This window comes from Neobacillus niacini (genome assembly GCF_030817695.1).
GTDB classification, from domain to species: domain Bacteria; phylum Bacillota; class Bacilli; order Bacillales; family Cytobacillaceae; genus Neobacillus; species Neobacillus niacini_F.
In genome coordinates this window covers 2,936,644-2,953,034 of the sequence record NZ_JAUSZQ010000002.1, presented here as the reverse complement: position 1 = coordinate 2,953,034, position 16,391 = coordinate 2,936,644, and the positions used below count along the sequence as shown (strand labels likewise).

General features: G+C 34.8%; 14 protein-coding genes and 3 pseudogenes. 12 read left to right on the top strand and 5 right to left on the bottom strand.

Annotation, left to right across the window (positions count from 1 at the left end; translation table 11 throughout):
• Positions 1–133 precede the first annotated feature (133 nt).
• Positions 134–691, bottom strand: a complete 558-nt coding sequence (locus QFZ28_RS15175; RefSeq protein WP_307195404.1) for an NADPH-dependent FMN reductase — start codon at positions 689–691, stop codon at positions 134–136.
• Positions 692–960: 269 nt separating this feature from the next.
• Here QFZ28_RS15175 and QFZ28_RS15170 point away from each other — a divergent pair, with 269 nt between their 5' ends.
• The 5 genes and pseudogenes from QFZ28_RS15170 to QFZ28_RS15150 all read left to right on the top strand — a co-directional run.
• Complete coding sequence (locus tag QFZ28_RS15170; RefSeq protein WP_307195403.1) at positions 961–2,124, top strand: low temperature requirement protein A; 1,164 nt, start codon at positions 961–963, stop codon at positions 2,122–2,124.
• 58 nt (positions 2,125–2,182) lie between these two features.
• Positions 2,183–2,586: pseudogene (locus QFZ28_RS15165) on the top strand (GNAT family N-acetyltransferase).
• Between the two features lie 221 nt (positions 2,587–2,807).
• Positions 2,808–3,122 carry a hypothetical protein gene (locus QFZ28_RS15160; protein WP_307195401.1) on the top strand — a complete coding sequence of 105 codons (315 nt, stop codon included), beginning with the start codon at positions 2,808–2,810 and terminating at the stop codon, positions 3,120–3,122.
• 383 nt (positions 3,123–3,505) lie between these two features.
• Entirely contained in the window at positions 3,506–3,964 is a 459-nt protein-coding gene (locus QFZ28_RS15155) for a hypothetical protein (protein ID WP_307195400.1), read from the top strand.
• 336 nt (positions 3,965–4,300) lie between these two features.
• Positions 4,301–4,797 (top strand): annotated as a pseudogene (locus QFZ28_RS15150) (NAD(P)-dependent oxidoreductase); the annotation flags it as partial.
• Here the strand turns inward: QFZ28_RS15150 and QFZ28_RS15145 are convergent.
• A complete protein-coding gene (locus QFZ28_RS15145; protein ID WP_307195399.1) occupies positions 4,771–5,931 on the bottom strand; it encodes an extracellular catalytic domain type 1 short-chain-length polyhydroxyalkanoate depolymerase in 1,161 nt (386 codons plus the stop codon). The pseudogene QFZ28_RS15150 and the gene QFZ28_RS15145 sit on opposite strands and share 27 nt — an antisense overlap.
• Positions 5,932–6,940: 1,009 nt before the next feature.
• A pseudogene (locus QFZ28_RS15140) lies at positions 6,941–8,214 on the bottom strand (IS110 family transposase).
• Between the two features lie 881 nt (positions 8,215–9,095).
• Between QFZ28_RS15140 and ltrA the strand changes: the two are divergent.
• Positions 9,096–10,907 carry a group II intron reverse transcriptase/maturase gene (gene ltrA, locus QFZ28_RS15135; protein WP_444875318.1) on the top strand — a complete coding sequence of 604 codons (1,812 nt, stop codon included), beginning with the start codon at positions 9,096–9,098 and terminating at the stop codon, positions 10,905–10,907.
• A gap of 227 nt (positions 10,908–11,134) precedes the next feature.
• Here the strand turns inward: ltrA and QFZ28_RS15130 are convergent, their stop codons facing one another.
• Positions 11,135–11,338 (bottom strand): tautomerase family protein, encoded by a 204-nt coding sequence (locus QFZ28_RS15130; RefSeq protein WP_307195398.1) that lies wholly within the window; start codon positions 11,336–11,338, stop codon positions 11,135–11,137.
• Between the two features lie 14 nt (positions 11,339–11,352).
• Positions 11,353–12,546: a YbfB/YjiJ family MFS transporter gene (locus tag QFZ28_RS15125; RefSeq protein WP_307195397.1), complete on the bottom strand. Its 1,194-nt coding sequence runs from the start codon at positions 12,544–12,546 to the stop codon at positions 11,353–11,355.
• A gap of 135 nt (positions 12,547–12,681) precedes the next feature.
• On the opposite strand from QFZ28_RS15125, the gene QFZ28_RS15120 reads away from it, so the two are divergent.
• The 6 genes from QFZ28_RS15120 (at position 12,682) to QFZ28_RS15095 (ending at position 16,214) form a co-directional block, all read left to right on the top strand.
• On the top strand, positions 12,682–13,563 hold the full coding sequence (locus QFZ28_RS15120; protein ID WP_307195396.1) for a LysR family transcriptional regulator: 882 nt from the start codon (positions 12,682–12,684) through the stop codon (positions 13,561–13,563).
• A 497-nt stretch (positions 13,564–14,060) separates the two neighbouring features.
• On the top strand, positions 14,061–14,195 hold the full coding sequence (locus tag QFZ28_RS15115; RefSeq protein WP_144555969.1) for a BA3454 family stress response protein: 135 nt from the start codon (positions 14,061–14,063) through the stop codon (positions 14,193–14,195).
• A gap of 166 nt (positions 14,196–14,361) precedes the next feature.
• Positions 14,362–14,520, top strand: coding sequence for a hypothetical protein (locus tag QFZ28_RS15110; protein WP_307195395.1), 159 nt, complete (start codon positions 14,362–14,364; stop codon positions 14,518–14,520).
• A 360-nt stretch (positions 14,521–14,880) separates the two neighbouring features.
• Positions 14,881–15,081 (top strand): cold-shock protein, encoded by a 201-nt coding sequence (locus QFZ28_RS15105; RefSeq protein ID WP_160723721.1) that lies wholly within the window; start codon positions 14,881–14,883, stop codon positions 15,079–15,081.
• Positions 15,082–15,424: 343 nt separating this feature from the next.
• The gene (locus QFZ28_RS15100) at positions 15,425–15,913 is read left to right on the top strand and encodes a hypothetical protein (protein ID WP_307195394.1); all 489 of its coding nucleotides are present in this window, start codon (positions 15,425–15,427) and stop codon (positions 15,911–15,913) included.
• Complete coding sequence (locus QFZ28_RS15095; protein ID WP_307195393.1) at positions 15,903–16,214, top strand: hypothetical protein; 312 nt, start codon at positions 15,903–15,905, stop codon at positions 16,212–16,214. The genes QFZ28_RS15100 and QFZ28_RS15095 overlap by 11 nt, the downstream gene beginning before the upstream one ends.
• The last annotated feature ends 177 nt before the right edge of the window (positions 16,215–16,391 follow it).

Sequence of the window (16,391 nt, the reverse complement as noted above, 5' to 3'; positions counted from 1 at the left end):
TGGAAAATGGATGTTAAACTCCTTCGTTTGTTCCAATGTAATTGAACGGATTACTGGAATTCGTTTTCTAAAACCTCATTATGTGTTAGTAGTATTTTAAAAAAAATGATTGAAAAAGCTTGGACTTATTCAATTAATCTAGAGCTGGAGTGTGTCCGATCCAATGAATAAATTGATGTAAATATTGTTGAAGATAACGTTTTGTTTGTTCGTCTGTAAGGACTTTCTGATCAGAATCAATCTTTTTATGTACTTGGGAAATTAACACTTTTTGAAATGGAAGAACATGAACCTGCATGGCCTCTAGTACTTGTCTGATTTGCAATTGAGCAAAGGCAGTACCTAATCCCCCAGGAGTTGCACCAATTAAACCAACCGGTTTCCTGCTAAGAACGGCGGATTCCCGAGGTCGTGATGCCCAGTCCAACGCATTCTTTAATACGCCTGGAATTCCAGAATTGTACTCTGGACTTATAATAATGATACCGTCAACGTCCTGGATAGCAGATTTAAATGATGTCACTGTTTCTGGAACGCTTATTTCTAAGTCTTCGTTGAACAAAGGTAGATCATTAATCTCGATCCAACGAAATTGATGGGAATCATCCAGCTCTGTTAATGATTGAGCGATGATTCGATTATAAGAGTTTTTTCGTAAACTACCACAAATAAGGCCGATTGTCTTAGTCATACATTTCCTCCTCGTTTAAAATTATTTTAATGTTACCATAATATACCAAATTAGAAGAGAGTCGTTATACCTAATTGTCTGATTATTTAATTTAATGAAGTGTTTATTACAAAATATCTAGGATGTAAGGATTTCTCTTTAGTTTTCTTATTATTCGGCTCGTGTTTTGCAAGCTTTGGCCAATGGTTTATGTCAATTTTATTCCCTCTTTCAATTACTATATATTTCCATCATACTAGTAACTATAAAGAATTGGAGGGAGTGCAGAAATGGAAGAAAAGAAAGTGACCTGGTTAGAACTCTTTTATGATTTGTTATTTGTGGCGGCGGTTGCGGCTGCGACTCATGTTTTACTTCATGTTGAAGATGGTCATATCCATGCAGAGTATTTAGTAAAGTTTGTATTAATTTTTATTCCTATCTGGTGGGCTTGGGTAGGGCAAACCATATTTATTAACCGGTTTGGAAAAGATTTATTTCATCAACGTATCTTTTTAATTCTGCAAATGTTTTTTGTACTAATTATGACATCAAGTTTATCAGTTGATTTTGATCCTTATTATCTTTCTTTTTTAATTGGTTATATTGGCTTAAGAGCAGTAACTGCGATCCAATATCTTATTGTCCAGCGTATAGAAACGGGAGTTCGAAAACAAGCAGCCCTCTTTTTTGGAAGGTATTTTTGGATTGGAATCGTCATTTCATTATTGTCCGTCTTTTTTGATTCTTGGGTTCGATATGCTGTGTTGTATACGGGAATCCTTATTGATATCATTGTCCCGGTGCTTGGACGAAAATGCTTAGAAAAGGTTCCCACAAATACGGCTCATTTATTAGAGCGATTTGGTTTATTTACCATTATTCTCTTTGGGGAAGCTCTTATTAGTACACTTACGATCATTCAGCCTACACAAGGAAATTGGGATTCAATAGGCTTTGCGATCATTTCATTTATCCTGATTATATCGATGTGGTGGCAATATTTCGATAACATGGAGAAGAAACTCGACAAGTCTTTACAAACATCCGGCCAAATCATTATTTATGGTCATCTGTTTATTTTAATGTCTTTGAGCATGATTGCAGCATCTATCAGACTATTGTTTTTACATGAGGTCCAATACTCATTTATCTTATTTTTGGCTTTTGGATCTGTATTGCTCTATTTCCTGTCAACTACCTTTGTTTTCCATCAATATAGACATGTGCACCACCGATTGAAAATTTATCATTTAGGGTTATTTTTAGGAATTTTAACGGTCTTTTTTATTATTAATTTGATTATTGTAGTACCAAATATTTTGATAATAGCTGAATTAACCTTGTTTTTTATTATCTTTACTAAACTAACAATTTCTAATAAAAAGCAACCGTTGACAAATGAGATTCATCCGAGAATTGTAAGTGAGGAAGATAATAAAAACTTTTATTGAGAGATGATTTCTTGAACTGGTTACTCGTCATGTTATTGAAGATGATTATTTTAATGTAATGGATGTCATTAATAATTGGTGGGGAGGTAGACAAATGACACATTTGTTGCCTCGATTATTTTTTGAGCATTTTCAGTCTACGAGTTTTATAGTTGAAGATGAAAACAATAGTTTATCGGCTTTTCTTATTGGATTTGTTTCTCAAACACATCCAAATGAAGCCTATATACATTTTGTTGGCGTAAATCCTGAAATTAGAAATAAAGGATTAGCGAGAGAAATATATAATTTATTCTTCTCAAAAGTTCGAAATTTAGGTTGTGATACAGTTAAATGTATAACTTCTCCAGTTAACGAAGGGTCGGTTGCATATCATAAGTCAATGGGTTTTTCTGTAACTTTAGGAACGGATTATGCTGGTAAGGACAAGACCGTATTTTATTTTCTAGAAAAATAGGTTAACATTTTGTACCAAAGTGGCAGCATTCTTGTAATAAAACTAAGTTTGTGAACAATTGTACTTAAAGAATAGGGTGCGTTAATTGAAGAACCAGCTGCCTGTATTGTGCAGTTTTTTTATTAAACTAATGTACAGATTAGTTGAAGAAGGTGTGCCCTTAATCTTAAGGCATAAGAAAACCAATAAGTTTAAATAATATAGATAATGTATATCGTTTGGGGAAGTGATTAAAATTCATATAGCAATAGCATTATGGGCTATTTTGGCTGCTATGTATTGGGGAGATTGGAAAAATTTCAAACAGTACTACCCGACGATTCTTTTCGTTATTGCAGCTGATTTGTTATATAAAATTTTTGCACTAACTAATTACCATTTATGGAAAATCCAAAAAGACTATATTATAAATCATTTTACAACTTACCTTTTGTACGTTTTAATAACCTTTTCATTGTCCACTTTTGTCTTTTTATCAACCTATCCTACCACCTTAAAAAAACAAAATGGTTCATTTTTTGAAATGGGTCTTTATTTATAGTGTAGTCGAATGGATTGGTTGGAAATTTGGGCGAATTACTTATTATCACGGGTGGAGTATTTGGTGGTCGATTTTTTTTAACGTCAATATGTTTATAATGATTCGAATTCATTACGTTAATTACTTGTGGGCTATTCCATTAAGTATTATTTGTACTTTTTTTTATTTGCTTGTCTTCAATTATATTTAAAATTAAACATAGAAATTCTTGAACTAACGGGTGCGTTGATCCAAGAAGGATTAACGCTTTTTTTGTTGAAGTTATCCACTCACTGAAGTGGCAGGTTAGTGCAATAAGAATAATATTGTCGAAGTAAGAAAAGGAATACATACTCTTTACCAGTTTAAAGCAAAATAAAAAAAACAAGTAAGGAGTAAGATAAATGTTAGTTACAATAATTAGAATCGGACTTTTTTTGATTCCTTGGTTAACCATTTACTTTATTCCAAAAAATGAGTTTAAAAAGTATACGCCTGTTGCATGTTTTGCTTCATTATTGGTGTTAGTTGAAAGTATTTTATCTTACCCATTTAAATGGTGGACAGTAAAAGGTGGATTACTTAATAAAGCGTTTACTGAATTAAGTTTTATACTTGGACCATTTTTTGTAGGTACGATTTGGATTTTTCGTTTAACTTTCGGGAAATTTTGGCTCTATGCTTTGACTAATATTTTGATGGATTCCTTTCTTGCTTTTCCTGCCAATTGGGTGTTTCAAAAATTAAAGGTTTACAAATTAGTCAATTTTAAGCCTAAACACATTTTTTACACTTCTATTTGTTATGCGTTAATCATCTATGGATACCAATTATTTATAACAAGTCCAAAATCCAGAGATTAAAACTGGATTTTTTTATTGAGATTACATATCTTCTTGATGCACAATATTTGTCTATTGCGAAATTTTTCTTATTCAAGTAACGGGTACTTAAATAAGAAGTTAAAAAAGATCTTCCAATCGAAGATTCTTTTTTCATTGCCTATAAGGTCGCAATAGCTTAGTATTTTTGCTAAGGTTCTGTCTTATAGTAGAACTACTTTTCTGCTTTTAAACAAATTCTTATCGAAAATGACTAAGTATTTTAGGATTTATTAAAAAATTTTTCGGCTAAAATAGGAAGTTTTCCGTCTAATAGGTATACACAAAAAAACAAAGGAAGGTGAACAACATATATATGACATTTTATATCACAACCGTTCTACAAAAAAGATTTAGAACAAAAGTTTGGAGCAACGTATTGCTCTCTGGAAAATCTGCTAAAGCAGTCTGATTTTGTATGCTTAATGAAGCCTCTAACTGCTGAAACTGAAAAACTCATGGGAAAAAGGGAGTTTGAGCTCATGAAAAAGACAACGATCTTTATTAATGGGTCCAGAGGGGGAACCGTGGATGAAGATGCTTTAATTCATGCGCTTCAAACAGGTTAAATACTTGCAGCTTGACTCGATGTCTTTGTTCAAGAACCTGTGAAAAAGGATAACCCTCTTCTTTCTATAAAGAATACTTTGACTTTACCTCATATCGGTTCTGTAACATATGAAACGAGATTCAAAATGGCTATGTTAGCAGCAACAAACTTAGTAGCCGGATTACGGGGGGAAACCCCTCCAACTTTGATTAATAGGGACGCTTCTTTAGTTTTTCTTTTATTTTTTCTTTTTCATAAGTTTTGAGAGTAGGATGCTAAAAAAGTTCTTTTTTGGTGATTCGTCCTGCGGTTTGACCGTTAACTCAATCGATGTTTTGACTGATGATTCAATTGGTAATTCCGCTGCTGTTTCAGTTGGTGTTTGGACAGGTGGATTGACTGGCAGCTCAACTGGTGCCAAGATTGGTTTATTGGCCGGAATCTCGATCAGTTTTTCTTCCGGCTGTTGTTGATGTTTACTGAAAAAATTCCATATGATCTCTGTTGCGTTTGGAGCCGAGGGGTCCGTGTAAGAACCATTCGGGCTTCCACCAGACCAGGTATGCCCCATGTTATCGATCATCCAAAGTTCCAATAATGGTTCGCCGTCCCCATCATTATATACATGCTGGGTATAGCTTTTTCCATTTATTATATCTGATTTGACCAGGGCAGGGGTAACATCAGCAAGGCCTATACCGCCTTCAATGAGAAAATTGGTTTGAGCCCATTGGGTAATAACCTGTTGGCCGTTAATGGGGTGGACCGTTGTATCACAGATCCCATGGAAAACAATCACCCGGATTTTTTTCTTATACTCTCCCATCTCTTGAAATGCACTGTTTCCGCATGTATATGGGTCAGGCACGCCTTTCTCCATACTTTTTTTAGCTTCCTCAGCCATCGGGTCGGTTAGAAAAAATACATTGGCAGCGTCATAGGCTAGTCCCGAACAAATTCCGATACCGTTAAAGACGTCTGGATACGTAACGCCAAGAATACAGGCTAGTGACCCGCCTGCTGATAAGCCCGCAGCGTACACTTTATTTGAATCAATCTTGTATTTACTTTTGACCTTATTAATAATCTCATAAATTAGCTTGGGATGTCCCTTTCCGCGGTGTTGATTTTTATCTAAAAACCAGTTCCAGCAGCCAAAGGGGTTATACCCGGCCAGATCTAAAGGATTTAACAGATGGTTCATATCAGGATAGAGGACAAGGAATTTTTCTTTTTCAGCAAGTGTGTTCATGTTTGTGCCTGCAGCAAAATCATCCGGATTTTGTCCACATCCATGAAGCATTACCAACAACGGAGACTCTTTATCTGAATTATATTCACCAGGGACATATAGCTTGTATTTAAAATCGTGATAAATAAAATCGAGAAATTCTCCCAAATCTCTTAACCTCCGTTTTTATACTCTATTTTCCTATCTTATTCCGGTGGTTGTCACAACATAAGTATTTATTTTATAATTTTAACAAAAATTAAGTGATATAGAGAGTAAAAAGTAGAAGAAAAAGCACAATGTTAGGACTAGAGTGGAAAACAGAGAAAGGAGTGACTGAATTGCCTTCAGTCGCTGCTTTGTATTTTTGGAAGATAAGAAAGTTTTAACGTAGAGAACTACCTAGCTCCACAAGAGTAAGCTTCGGAAGCGTTGCCTCGCACAAAGAACAAGCTTTAGCTTTTCGAGGAGCGCCCAGCGACTAGTGTACTTCGATAGAAGAAATATCAGATCTAATGCTATTTTTAGCGTCAGAGAAAGCCCCATTTATTAGTGGAGCATATCACAGAATAGATAGTGGAGAAGCTTCTATATCTGCTTAATATGATAGACTTAAAATTATAAATCCTAAATATGTTAATTATTTCATTAGAGACCCACAGGTCTCTTTTGTTAGGCAAAATTGTGAAGAATTACACTTAAACTATCAGGTGCTTTACCTCAAGAGCTGGCTGCTAAATACGGCAGCCTTTTTCTTATTGAACTCCCTCAGTTTGATACGAATATCTCTCGAATGCTCACTTATTCGCAGGATTTCATAACCCTTGTTATTGGATTTCCGGGTAATTGAAATGAGATCAGATCATTTTGGCTTCGTGAAGGCATAGTTAAATAAAGGAGTCAGCTACCACTCCATATTTTACCATATAATGTACATCTCCACGCCGCCCCTGGAGGCTTTCCCTCCCATGTCTCAACGGGTCAATTGCCCTATCATTCCTTCGTCATGCCTATCCAAGGGGTGGAGGCCAGTTATGCTAAACTGATGGGTCACAGTGCCCTTTTGTTCAATAAACCTGGTACTCCGTACATATTTGAAATCCTACGAATAAGACAACATTCAAAATAAAGTTTTACTATTTTAAACCATACATTATATATAACTTATGTTTTATTTCTATGCTGCTAAAGGGATTAATACATGGACTTTATTTGGACAGTAAGTCTCGTTTCGTCGTGCTATACCTACAAAAATCCTCGCAAGTTTACCTATCAGTTTCATTATTGACTTCATTTTCTTTATCTTCTTTACTTTCACATTATGGGAATGGACGGCTTTAAACTCAGGGTTATTCATCACAAGGCTCATAGTTGCTAAGTAGAGGAAGCGTCGTAGTCTTGACCTTCCACGCTTTGAAATAACAATCTGACCTTTCCATTTGCCTGAACTTGCTTCAGCTAGATGTAATCCCGCATGACGTAATAGAGAGTTTCCGTGAGAGAATCCACTTAAATCTCCTGACTCACCTAGTATCCCAGCTAATGAAATTTCACTTATTCCTTTAATCAAAAGTAGTTTTTTTGCAAATGGTATTTTATTGAGAACTTCTTTAACTTGTTGTTCAACTCTTTCGAGTTGTTTTACAGCGAGGTCATATTCTTCTAATAATTGTTCTAGATGGAATTTATAAGCATCGAGTGCTTGTCCAGTTCCAATAGAAGATTTTGCAAGATTGATCAGTAATTGAGCTTTTTTAGACCCTGGTTGTCTTTTCATTAATGACTTCCACCCCCTCATGACATCTAATGGCTCCATTGAAGATATTTCCTCTGGAGTTGGAAATAAGCGAAGGGTTGCGATAGCTCCTTTGCACGAAACATCTTTAAACACTTGTCGCAGCTCTGGGAAGACAACATCTACCCATCGATTTATTTGATTAATAGACATTACGAGACGTTTAACAATCACATCACGATTAGACATTAGAACTCTAAGCTTCTCAAATGATTCTGATGATGGACGAATAAAGGAATAGTAGCCGTTTTTGACCATATCCGCGATAACGAGCGCATCTTTTTTATCACTCTTAGATTGGGTATTATCACGATTCTCTTTATTCCTTTTTACTAGTGGGGATTGACTGTTACAACCTCAATGTTTTGGTTATATAACCATTTTGAAAGGTTAATCCAGTAATGGCCTGTAGGCTCCATACCTACTATTGCGGCATCTAAGCTTTTTAATCTTTTTAAATCATGAATCCAGTTTAATAGTTTAAGGAACCCCTCTTCATTATTTTCAAATGTAATAGGGTCTCCAACTACAATTCCACGGAAGTTAACTGCTCTTGCAACGTGTAATTGTTGAGCGATATCAACACCAACAATAAGATGTGTATCGGAAATTCTTTCAATTAGTTGATTTTGTTTGTCTTGCATTTTAAAATTCATAGTAGGACTCCTCCTTAAGAATATGAGTTAGATTGGTCTCTATACTCGTATCTTACTGAGGGGTTCTATTTTTTTCAAACCTGAAATTTAAGGATCTACAGGAATGCTAAAGGTGCAGGTTAGTTGTGCGAAATGTTTCTAGCTTAAATGGAGGATGGTCACATTTCTCTGGTAAAGGCTAGACAGTTCCTGTCGGAACTGAAGGATTATATCGAAGAATCAAATGATGGGGTAACGCCCTGAAGGGTTCTCTCTTAGTCGAATAGCACTTGAATTAGTAAGAATGATAGTGTTATAAGCTCGGCGAAAAGGCGTGAGAAACTACCGTAGCAGTTAGGCTGCCGAAATCCTACTCGATGGAGTGGTGTAATTCATGGTGCTTGAGTTGAATGAATAAGGTGAGAATGCGAATAAACCTACAATAAAAGGTTAAGCTGACGAACTTCTGAATGTACGGGTCTATAACTGCGATACATAGAAATGTGTATATCACTAAATTGTGAGGTTAGCTGTGGGTGAGTAAGACTAACTAATATGAAAACCCATGAAACGTTACAGGCGTATGAATGCTAACAGGCTTAAAGGAAGCACCTAAGTTCATTCTATAATAGATATAATTCAACGTTGTAAGCTGATAACGTGGAGGACTTACTTCTAATGAAACGGTGGCAAGGAAAGCAATAATGATATTAGTTACTGTATAACTTGTCTTTATATCAGTGAAAGTGGTGGCACAGTACCAATGAAATGTCTAATCCACATGGAGGGATAGCCACTAGACTAATAAAGATTTATTCAACCAAGTAAGGCAGTTCTTTATCGATTAATAAGGTTCTTGTGAGACTAAAAGAGGTTTAACTCCGAAAGGAGTCACCAACTTATTGAAACGGAAGAAACTGAGACACAGTGAATATTATAGTATGCAAGATTGTTTTGACAGACTATATGCTCAAAGTGTAAGCGGTCATCACTTCTATGACTTAACAGAATTAATGAGTTCTAAAGATAATATACGACTTGCCTACCGAAACATCAAAAGAAACACTGGTAGCAAAACTGCGGGAACAGATAAAATAACCATTAACGATATTTTACATCTTACAGTAGAAGATGTAATAGCAAAGGTTCAAGCCATGTTCAAATGGTATGAACCGCAAACGGTAAGGCGTGTATTCATTCCAAAAGGTAAAGGCAAAACGAGACCTTTAGGGATTCCAACAATTTGGGATAGAATCTTTCAGCAATGCTTACTTCAAATTTTAGAGCCCATTTGTGAGGCAAAATTCCATAAACATAGTTATGGATTCAGACCGAACCGTAGCACTCATCACGCCAAAGCTAGGCTTGAATTTCTTATCAATCAGTCTGGACTCCATCATTGTGTTGATGTTGATATTAAAGGTTTCTTTGATAATGTTAATCACAGTAAACTTTTAAAGCAAATGTGGTCAATAGGAATAAGGGATAAATCACTTCTTTCTATAATATCCAGGCTATTAAAAGCAGAGATTGAAGGAGAAGGTATTCCTACAAAAGGCACTCCGCAAGGAGGTATCCTATCACCTTTACTCTCAAACATTGTATTGAATGAATTGGATTGGTGGATAAGTGACCAATGGGAAACTTTTGAAAGCAGATATGCTTATTCTACAAATGGAAGTAAATATCAACATTTAAAGAAAACTGCTTTGAAAGAGTGCTTCATCGTTCGCTATGCGGATGATTTCAAGGTAATGTGCCGAACTAGGTCACACGCAATAAAAATGAACTACGCATTGAAAGACTTCTTGGGAAAAAGACTTCATTTGGAAACAAGTGAGGAGAAATCGAAGGTTATTAATCTAAAGAAAAACTCTTCCGAGTTTCTTGGATTTACAATGAAAGTTGTAAGGAAAGGAAAAACAAGATTTGGTTATGTAGCACAGTCCGATATGTCGAAGAAGGCTAAAGAAAACGCTTTTCAAAAGATTAAGGAAGCTATAAAAGTAATCAAGAAAAAGCCTTGCACTCAGACAGTTTGGAATTTCAATACTGTCGTCATGGGAATCCAAAACTATTACTCGGTCGCTACAAACATTACTATCAATCTGAATGAGTTAAACGTTCATCTACGCAAAACGTTATATAATCAATTAAGGAACATTAGAACCGAGGCAAGTTTCCATGAGATGTCTAAAACCTTACAGAAAAGATACAAGGGATATAAGGCAAAACTGTATATGATACAAAAAATGGTTTTTGTCCCCATCCACGCACAAAGGTGGAAAAAGACATTTTGTTTCTCTCAAGTAATATGTAACTTTACTGCCGAAGGTAGAGCAAAAATCCATAATAGCCTAAAAGCTATTGATAAAAATACGCTTTCTTACATCATGAGAAATTACATTCCAAACAGATCCATTGAATATAACGACAATCGAATCAGTAGATTTATTGCCCAGTATGGCAAGTGTGCGATATTAGGTGAAGAGTTAGGGATACATGAATGGCACTGTCATCACATAAACCCTTATTATCTTTCGAAAGATGATAGTTATTCAAACTTGATTATTGTTCATAAAGCAATTCATCAGTTAATTCATCTAAAAGATAAAGTCAAAATAGAAACTCTTTTACAATCTTTAAAGCTCACTAGTAAGCAGAAAGAAAAGGTAAATAAACTACGCTTAAAATGTCTAAATGAAATAATCTAACTTTGGAAAAACAGCACTCGTCTGCTTAACAAATAGAAAGAATAAATTGGATTAGTTGGAACGCCGTATGAGGTGAAAGTCTCACGTACGGTGTGAACAGGGGGAAAAGGGAGCGATAACGTCAAACCCTTACCTATCTGTATTAAGTATAATACTTCACAAACTTATAGAAAAAGCCGATCCTATTAGCGAAATCGGCTTTTCTGCTTATAAAATAAGAATCTAAATTACTGACCATTTTTTCTTCGAACAGTTATTGTTTTTCCAGCAACGCCCCAATTATCAGTATGAACTTCGTCAATAACTACAACGGTTGTATTTGGATTTTTACCTAATACATCAACCAGTAATTGTGTTGCTCCCTTGATAAGCTCAGCTTTTTTTTCTGGTGTAACGTTCTCATTTGTAATTTTAATATTAACGTATGGCATTAAATTTCCCTCTTTCAATTTGATTTTATATGCGAAGTTTCTATATTTGGCATTCGATCAAATCGAATACCGCTTACAAGCAACACTGATCCAATGAATACTACGCTAGCTGCTCCTATCAAAGCTGAATTAAAACTTTGAGTATAGGATGATAGGATTCCAGCTATTGTCGGTCCAATCATTTGACCAGCAGCATAAATGGCGGTTAGATACCCAATGATTCGACTGCTATTTGATGGACTCATTTGGCGTGCCAAGGTTGTAGCGAGTGTAGTAATTCCCATAAACGTAGCTCCAAATAATAATGCGCTTACCATTAAACTAGATTGGGTCAACCAAAAAACAGGTAGTGCAATACCAATTGATTGTAGAATCATCGAAAACACTAATGATTTTACAAACCCCCATTTTTTTGCAAGGGTTGACCAAATGATACATGATGGAATCGCACTTAATCCAACGACCATCCAAACAAAAGTAGGGTCAATGCTAAAGACTGAGGTCTTTTCAGCAATCGAGACAATAAATGTCCCTGTTACAATGTAACCTAACCCTTCTAGTCCATAGGCGATAATTAACCATGGAAGCCATTTAAGGGGAGGTGCTTGTGTAATAACTATTTGTTCATCCTTTTTCCCAATCGTGTTTGGGGATTCTTTGAGCCACAACCATACAAAGATCGTAAGAATGACGCTTACATTGGCTAGTCCTAACCATACACCTTCCCACATAAATAAATGGTTAAAACTAGGAATAAAGAGCGTCGAAAAAAAGATTCCGAACCCCACCCCTGAATAAAAAAAGCCTGACCAATTTGATTTACCTGAAACAGCAAGTTTATCTAAGACAATACTGGAAGCTAAAACAAAAATGAATGCACTTGCCACTCCCGAAATAAAGCGAACTATAAGCATAAGAATGTAAGAGTGAGAGAGCCCCATTATGCACGTAGTCAAAATACTTACCATTAGACTTATCCTTAAATAGAAGGTTTTATGCTTTTTCAGTGGGAGAACTCCTGCCAAAATCGCTCCAACGAAATATCCTGCATAATTGCTTGAAGCAAGATAGCCCGACACAGCATCAGTAAAGGAAAGCGCATTTTGCATTAGTGGGAGAATGGGAGTATAAGCAAATCTTCCAATTCCCATCGCAATCATTAATGAAAAAATTCCCCCAATCAAAAATAGAAAAGGTCGTTTATTCAATTTTTCACCCCCAATTAATTTAATCCCTATTTCTATTATTATCTTATCTGTTTTTTGCTATATGGTATAATACGTAAAAATGATATGTGGCTATCAGTTATTTTGATAGCAAAAGAAATGAAGAGGAGGATGTCCATGGATTTACAAGCTTTAAGATTTTTTCAAACGGTCGCAGAGTTAGGAAGTATCTCAAGGGCAGCCAGAAAACTAAATTATGCCCAATCAAATCTCACAGCTAAAATTCAACAATTGGAGACAGAACTTCAAACAACGCTTTTCTATCGCCATAATCGGGGAACATCTTTAACAGACAAAGGGAAAGTATTACTTTCGTATACGGATGAAATATTTCAACTTTTAGATGAGGCAAGAAACGTAATGAATGATGATCAAACACCAAACGGTCCTTTAGTGATAGGTTCGATGGAAACGACTGCTGCAGTTCGTTTGCCAATATTGCTTTCAAAGTTCCATCGTGAATATCCTGCTGTTGACCTTACGTTAAAAACAGGTCCAACTGAGAAAAATGTCCAAGGTGTTCTACAATATGAATTGGATGGAGCTTTTGTTGCTGGTCCTATTGAACATCCTGATCTCACTTATAAAACTGTAATTGAAGAAGAGTTAGTGCTTGTAACTGATGCTTCTCATCAACCTTTGTCTTCTATAAAAGAAATACAAAATCGAACTATATTAGTTTTTCGTCATGGGTGCTCGTATCGGGCAAGATTTGAAGCATGGTTACATCAGGAAGGAGTTATTCCAGAAAAAATAATGGAATTTGGAACACTTGATGGAATTATTGGCTGTGTATCTGCGGGACTAGGTATAAGTTTACTTCCTCGGAGTGTAGTAGACAAACATATAGAAGATGATCTTCTTATCCATCACTCAATTCCAAATCAATTCGGAAAAGTCAATACTCTCTTCATTTATCGTAAAGATAAATATATGTCTTCATCCTTGAGAGAATTTATAGAAATGTTAAGGTATGAAAGGGAATTAGTAAATAGATAAGGCAACATTAGTTTAGATTGATATTTATTTATAAACTTAGAAAGATTGTGAAGAATTACATTTAAACTAAAGGGTGCGTTAGTTTAATAAATAAGCAAGAAAACCATCTTATCTAAGGTGGTTTTTTAACTTTGTGGTTATTTAATTTGAAGGATTAAAACAAAAAGGTAATTTAAGATCGGTATCAGGAGCCAGCCTTTTTTTAGTTTTTATATTTCGACATTTTTCTGCATTCAAAGAAGTGTAACAAAATACATAAGAGATTAGAATCATAAAAAGTTTGTTGATTTTATTGACTTTGCCAGTCATTACCGTTGCTAGTGAGTATATTAATTTTTGTTAAGTTGAGAATTTGTCAAATCTTGACCTTTTTTTTAGCTTTAATAACTTTCGAATTATTTGTAAAATATAAAAAAGTCAAAAAACATTTGTAGGAATAACTAAATGAAATTGGATTTATTAGTGAAGTGAGAATTATAAAAAGGGGAAAGAACAAAATGTACAAGTATACAATCTATGTAACACATAAAGGTAAAGTTTATCAAACTAACGTAATAGCTACAAAAAACCAAACAGAAGAAGAAGTTTATCGTATAGCAAAAGAACAAGTTCTTAAACAATGGGAAAATTAAATAAGGGATCCTGGGATTAAAAGGATTTCGAATGGAACTTCCACTTGAAGAATAGATTTTGGATAGCTTCCTTTACTTGAATATCCCGCTGCCGATAGCGGCTTTGAAGGATTTTATGAAGAATACTAATTATATATAAATTATAATAAGAGGAGTTGGTGGGTTTATGAAGAATATTAATAACCTTACTATAGAGGAGTTGGAAAGACGTATTGCTCATTTTGAGGATCGTCTTACGGATTTTATTATTACCGAGGAACAAAGAGAGTTAATCAAAGAAAGCTTAAGGGAACTAAAGAACGCTAAAGAGCGCAAGGCTTCCTAAACTTTTTAAATAAAATAATACATATAAATTAAAGAGCATTATCTGTGGAACATATATAGATTTTTATACATTTTTCCACCATTTGGAGAGAAAAATGTATAAAGTTCTTATTAAGCTAACGGGTGCTTTACTTGAATAAGAAAAACATAAGAATCGAAAACCAGATATGAAAATTCAGGAGTGGCAAAAATGGTTGTGTTTTATGTCTTCTTGTAAATACTTTTGAAAAATGTTAAACTTTAGAAGAATTATTTTTGTTCGGTGTAAAGGATAGTCTAAGATTAACTTTTCGTCTTTATGATCACTGAGTGCAAGGATAGTAACACATTGTGTGTAATGCACACAGCAGGAGGAAACAAAATGGAACAAGGTAAAGTAAAATGGTTTAACGCAGAAAAAGGTTTCGGATTTATCGAGCGTGAAGGCGGAGAAGACGTATTTGTTCATTTCTCAGCTATCCAAGGCGAAGGTTTCAAATCTTTAGACGAAGGTCAATCAGTTACTTTTGACGTTGAGCAAGGTCAACGTGGAGCTCAAGCAGCTAACGTGCGTAAAGCTTAATAATAAAACCAAACTCAAGCAGGCTCTTTATAGAGTCTGTTTTTTTATTATCGTAAAAGCAAGGAACCCTACTCACGAATGAGTAGGGCACATGAAAACAGTAAATCAAATGGTAAACAAAGTGTATCACATAATCACGAATTCTCCTAATTACCTTTAAATAACATTTTAGAGTGGCTAAAATTGTCAATCTTTTTTGGTGTAATTCAATTAAGCGGGTGCTTGAATTTAAGAGGACTGGCTGCTGCGACAGCCGTTTCTTATTGGACTATCGGGGCAGGTTAATGCCAATAAGGATTAATAATATGGTTTAATGAAAAGAATCTTTAATGGAGGTGATGAAGTGGAAACTAATGTACTATTTTATAAAATTTATAAGGGAACAGTTTCAACTGAGGATTATGTAAATTGGTCGCACAGCCTAATAGAAAGAAATGTAACATCACCATCATTAAATATCCTCTCTTCATTTACATTCAATGATAATATATTTGAAGTTGAAGTCTATTTTAATAGAACAATAAATGAGTTGGAAATAAAGAAGCCAACATTTGAGGTATGTGCAAGAGCCTACATAGGTTTATTAGCAAATAGAATAAACCAAGTTAATGACCACAAAGAGATTTTCAATTTAGCTGATATGATTTTTCAAATTGTTGCTATGGAGTTAAATTACCCAAATGAATTATATACTTGGTATGAACTTAGTGAAATGATTGATAGGCTTGATTATGATTATGCAGCTAGAGATTTTAATGAGGACGATGTAAATTCAAGGATAAAGAAAGAGGTTGATACTTTTTTAAAGGAGTTGAACTCTTATGATTATTAAAATTGAATTTGGTGACGATGGTATTCAATACTTTTCGTGTGCAACAAAAGTAGGTAGGAAGATGAACTGTATTCAGCAAGACTTTTTAACGTGGATTTTTGATGAGGAAAAGAATAAAAAATATTGGGCGTTAGAAAATGGAGAAAGAATACACCCTAATTATGACGCAAATGCAGTAATTGAATGGCTAAACAATGTAAGATTTAAAAAAGGAATTGCAAAGGCTAAATTAATAACGAAGCCTAATTTTTACAAAGGTGTTACATTTTTAACTAACGGTACGAACACTCCACCACTATGACCAGATTGGCTTATTCACTTCATCTGAGGTTACGGAATCTTTAACGATTTAAATCCGCATTTTCCTGACGCTTCCATAATATAAAGGGCTGGGACCGATTTTGGTCATAATCTGCCCATCTATATAGTAAAAATGGTATAAGGATTGTTTTTTCCATATCAATGATTTGGTTCAAAA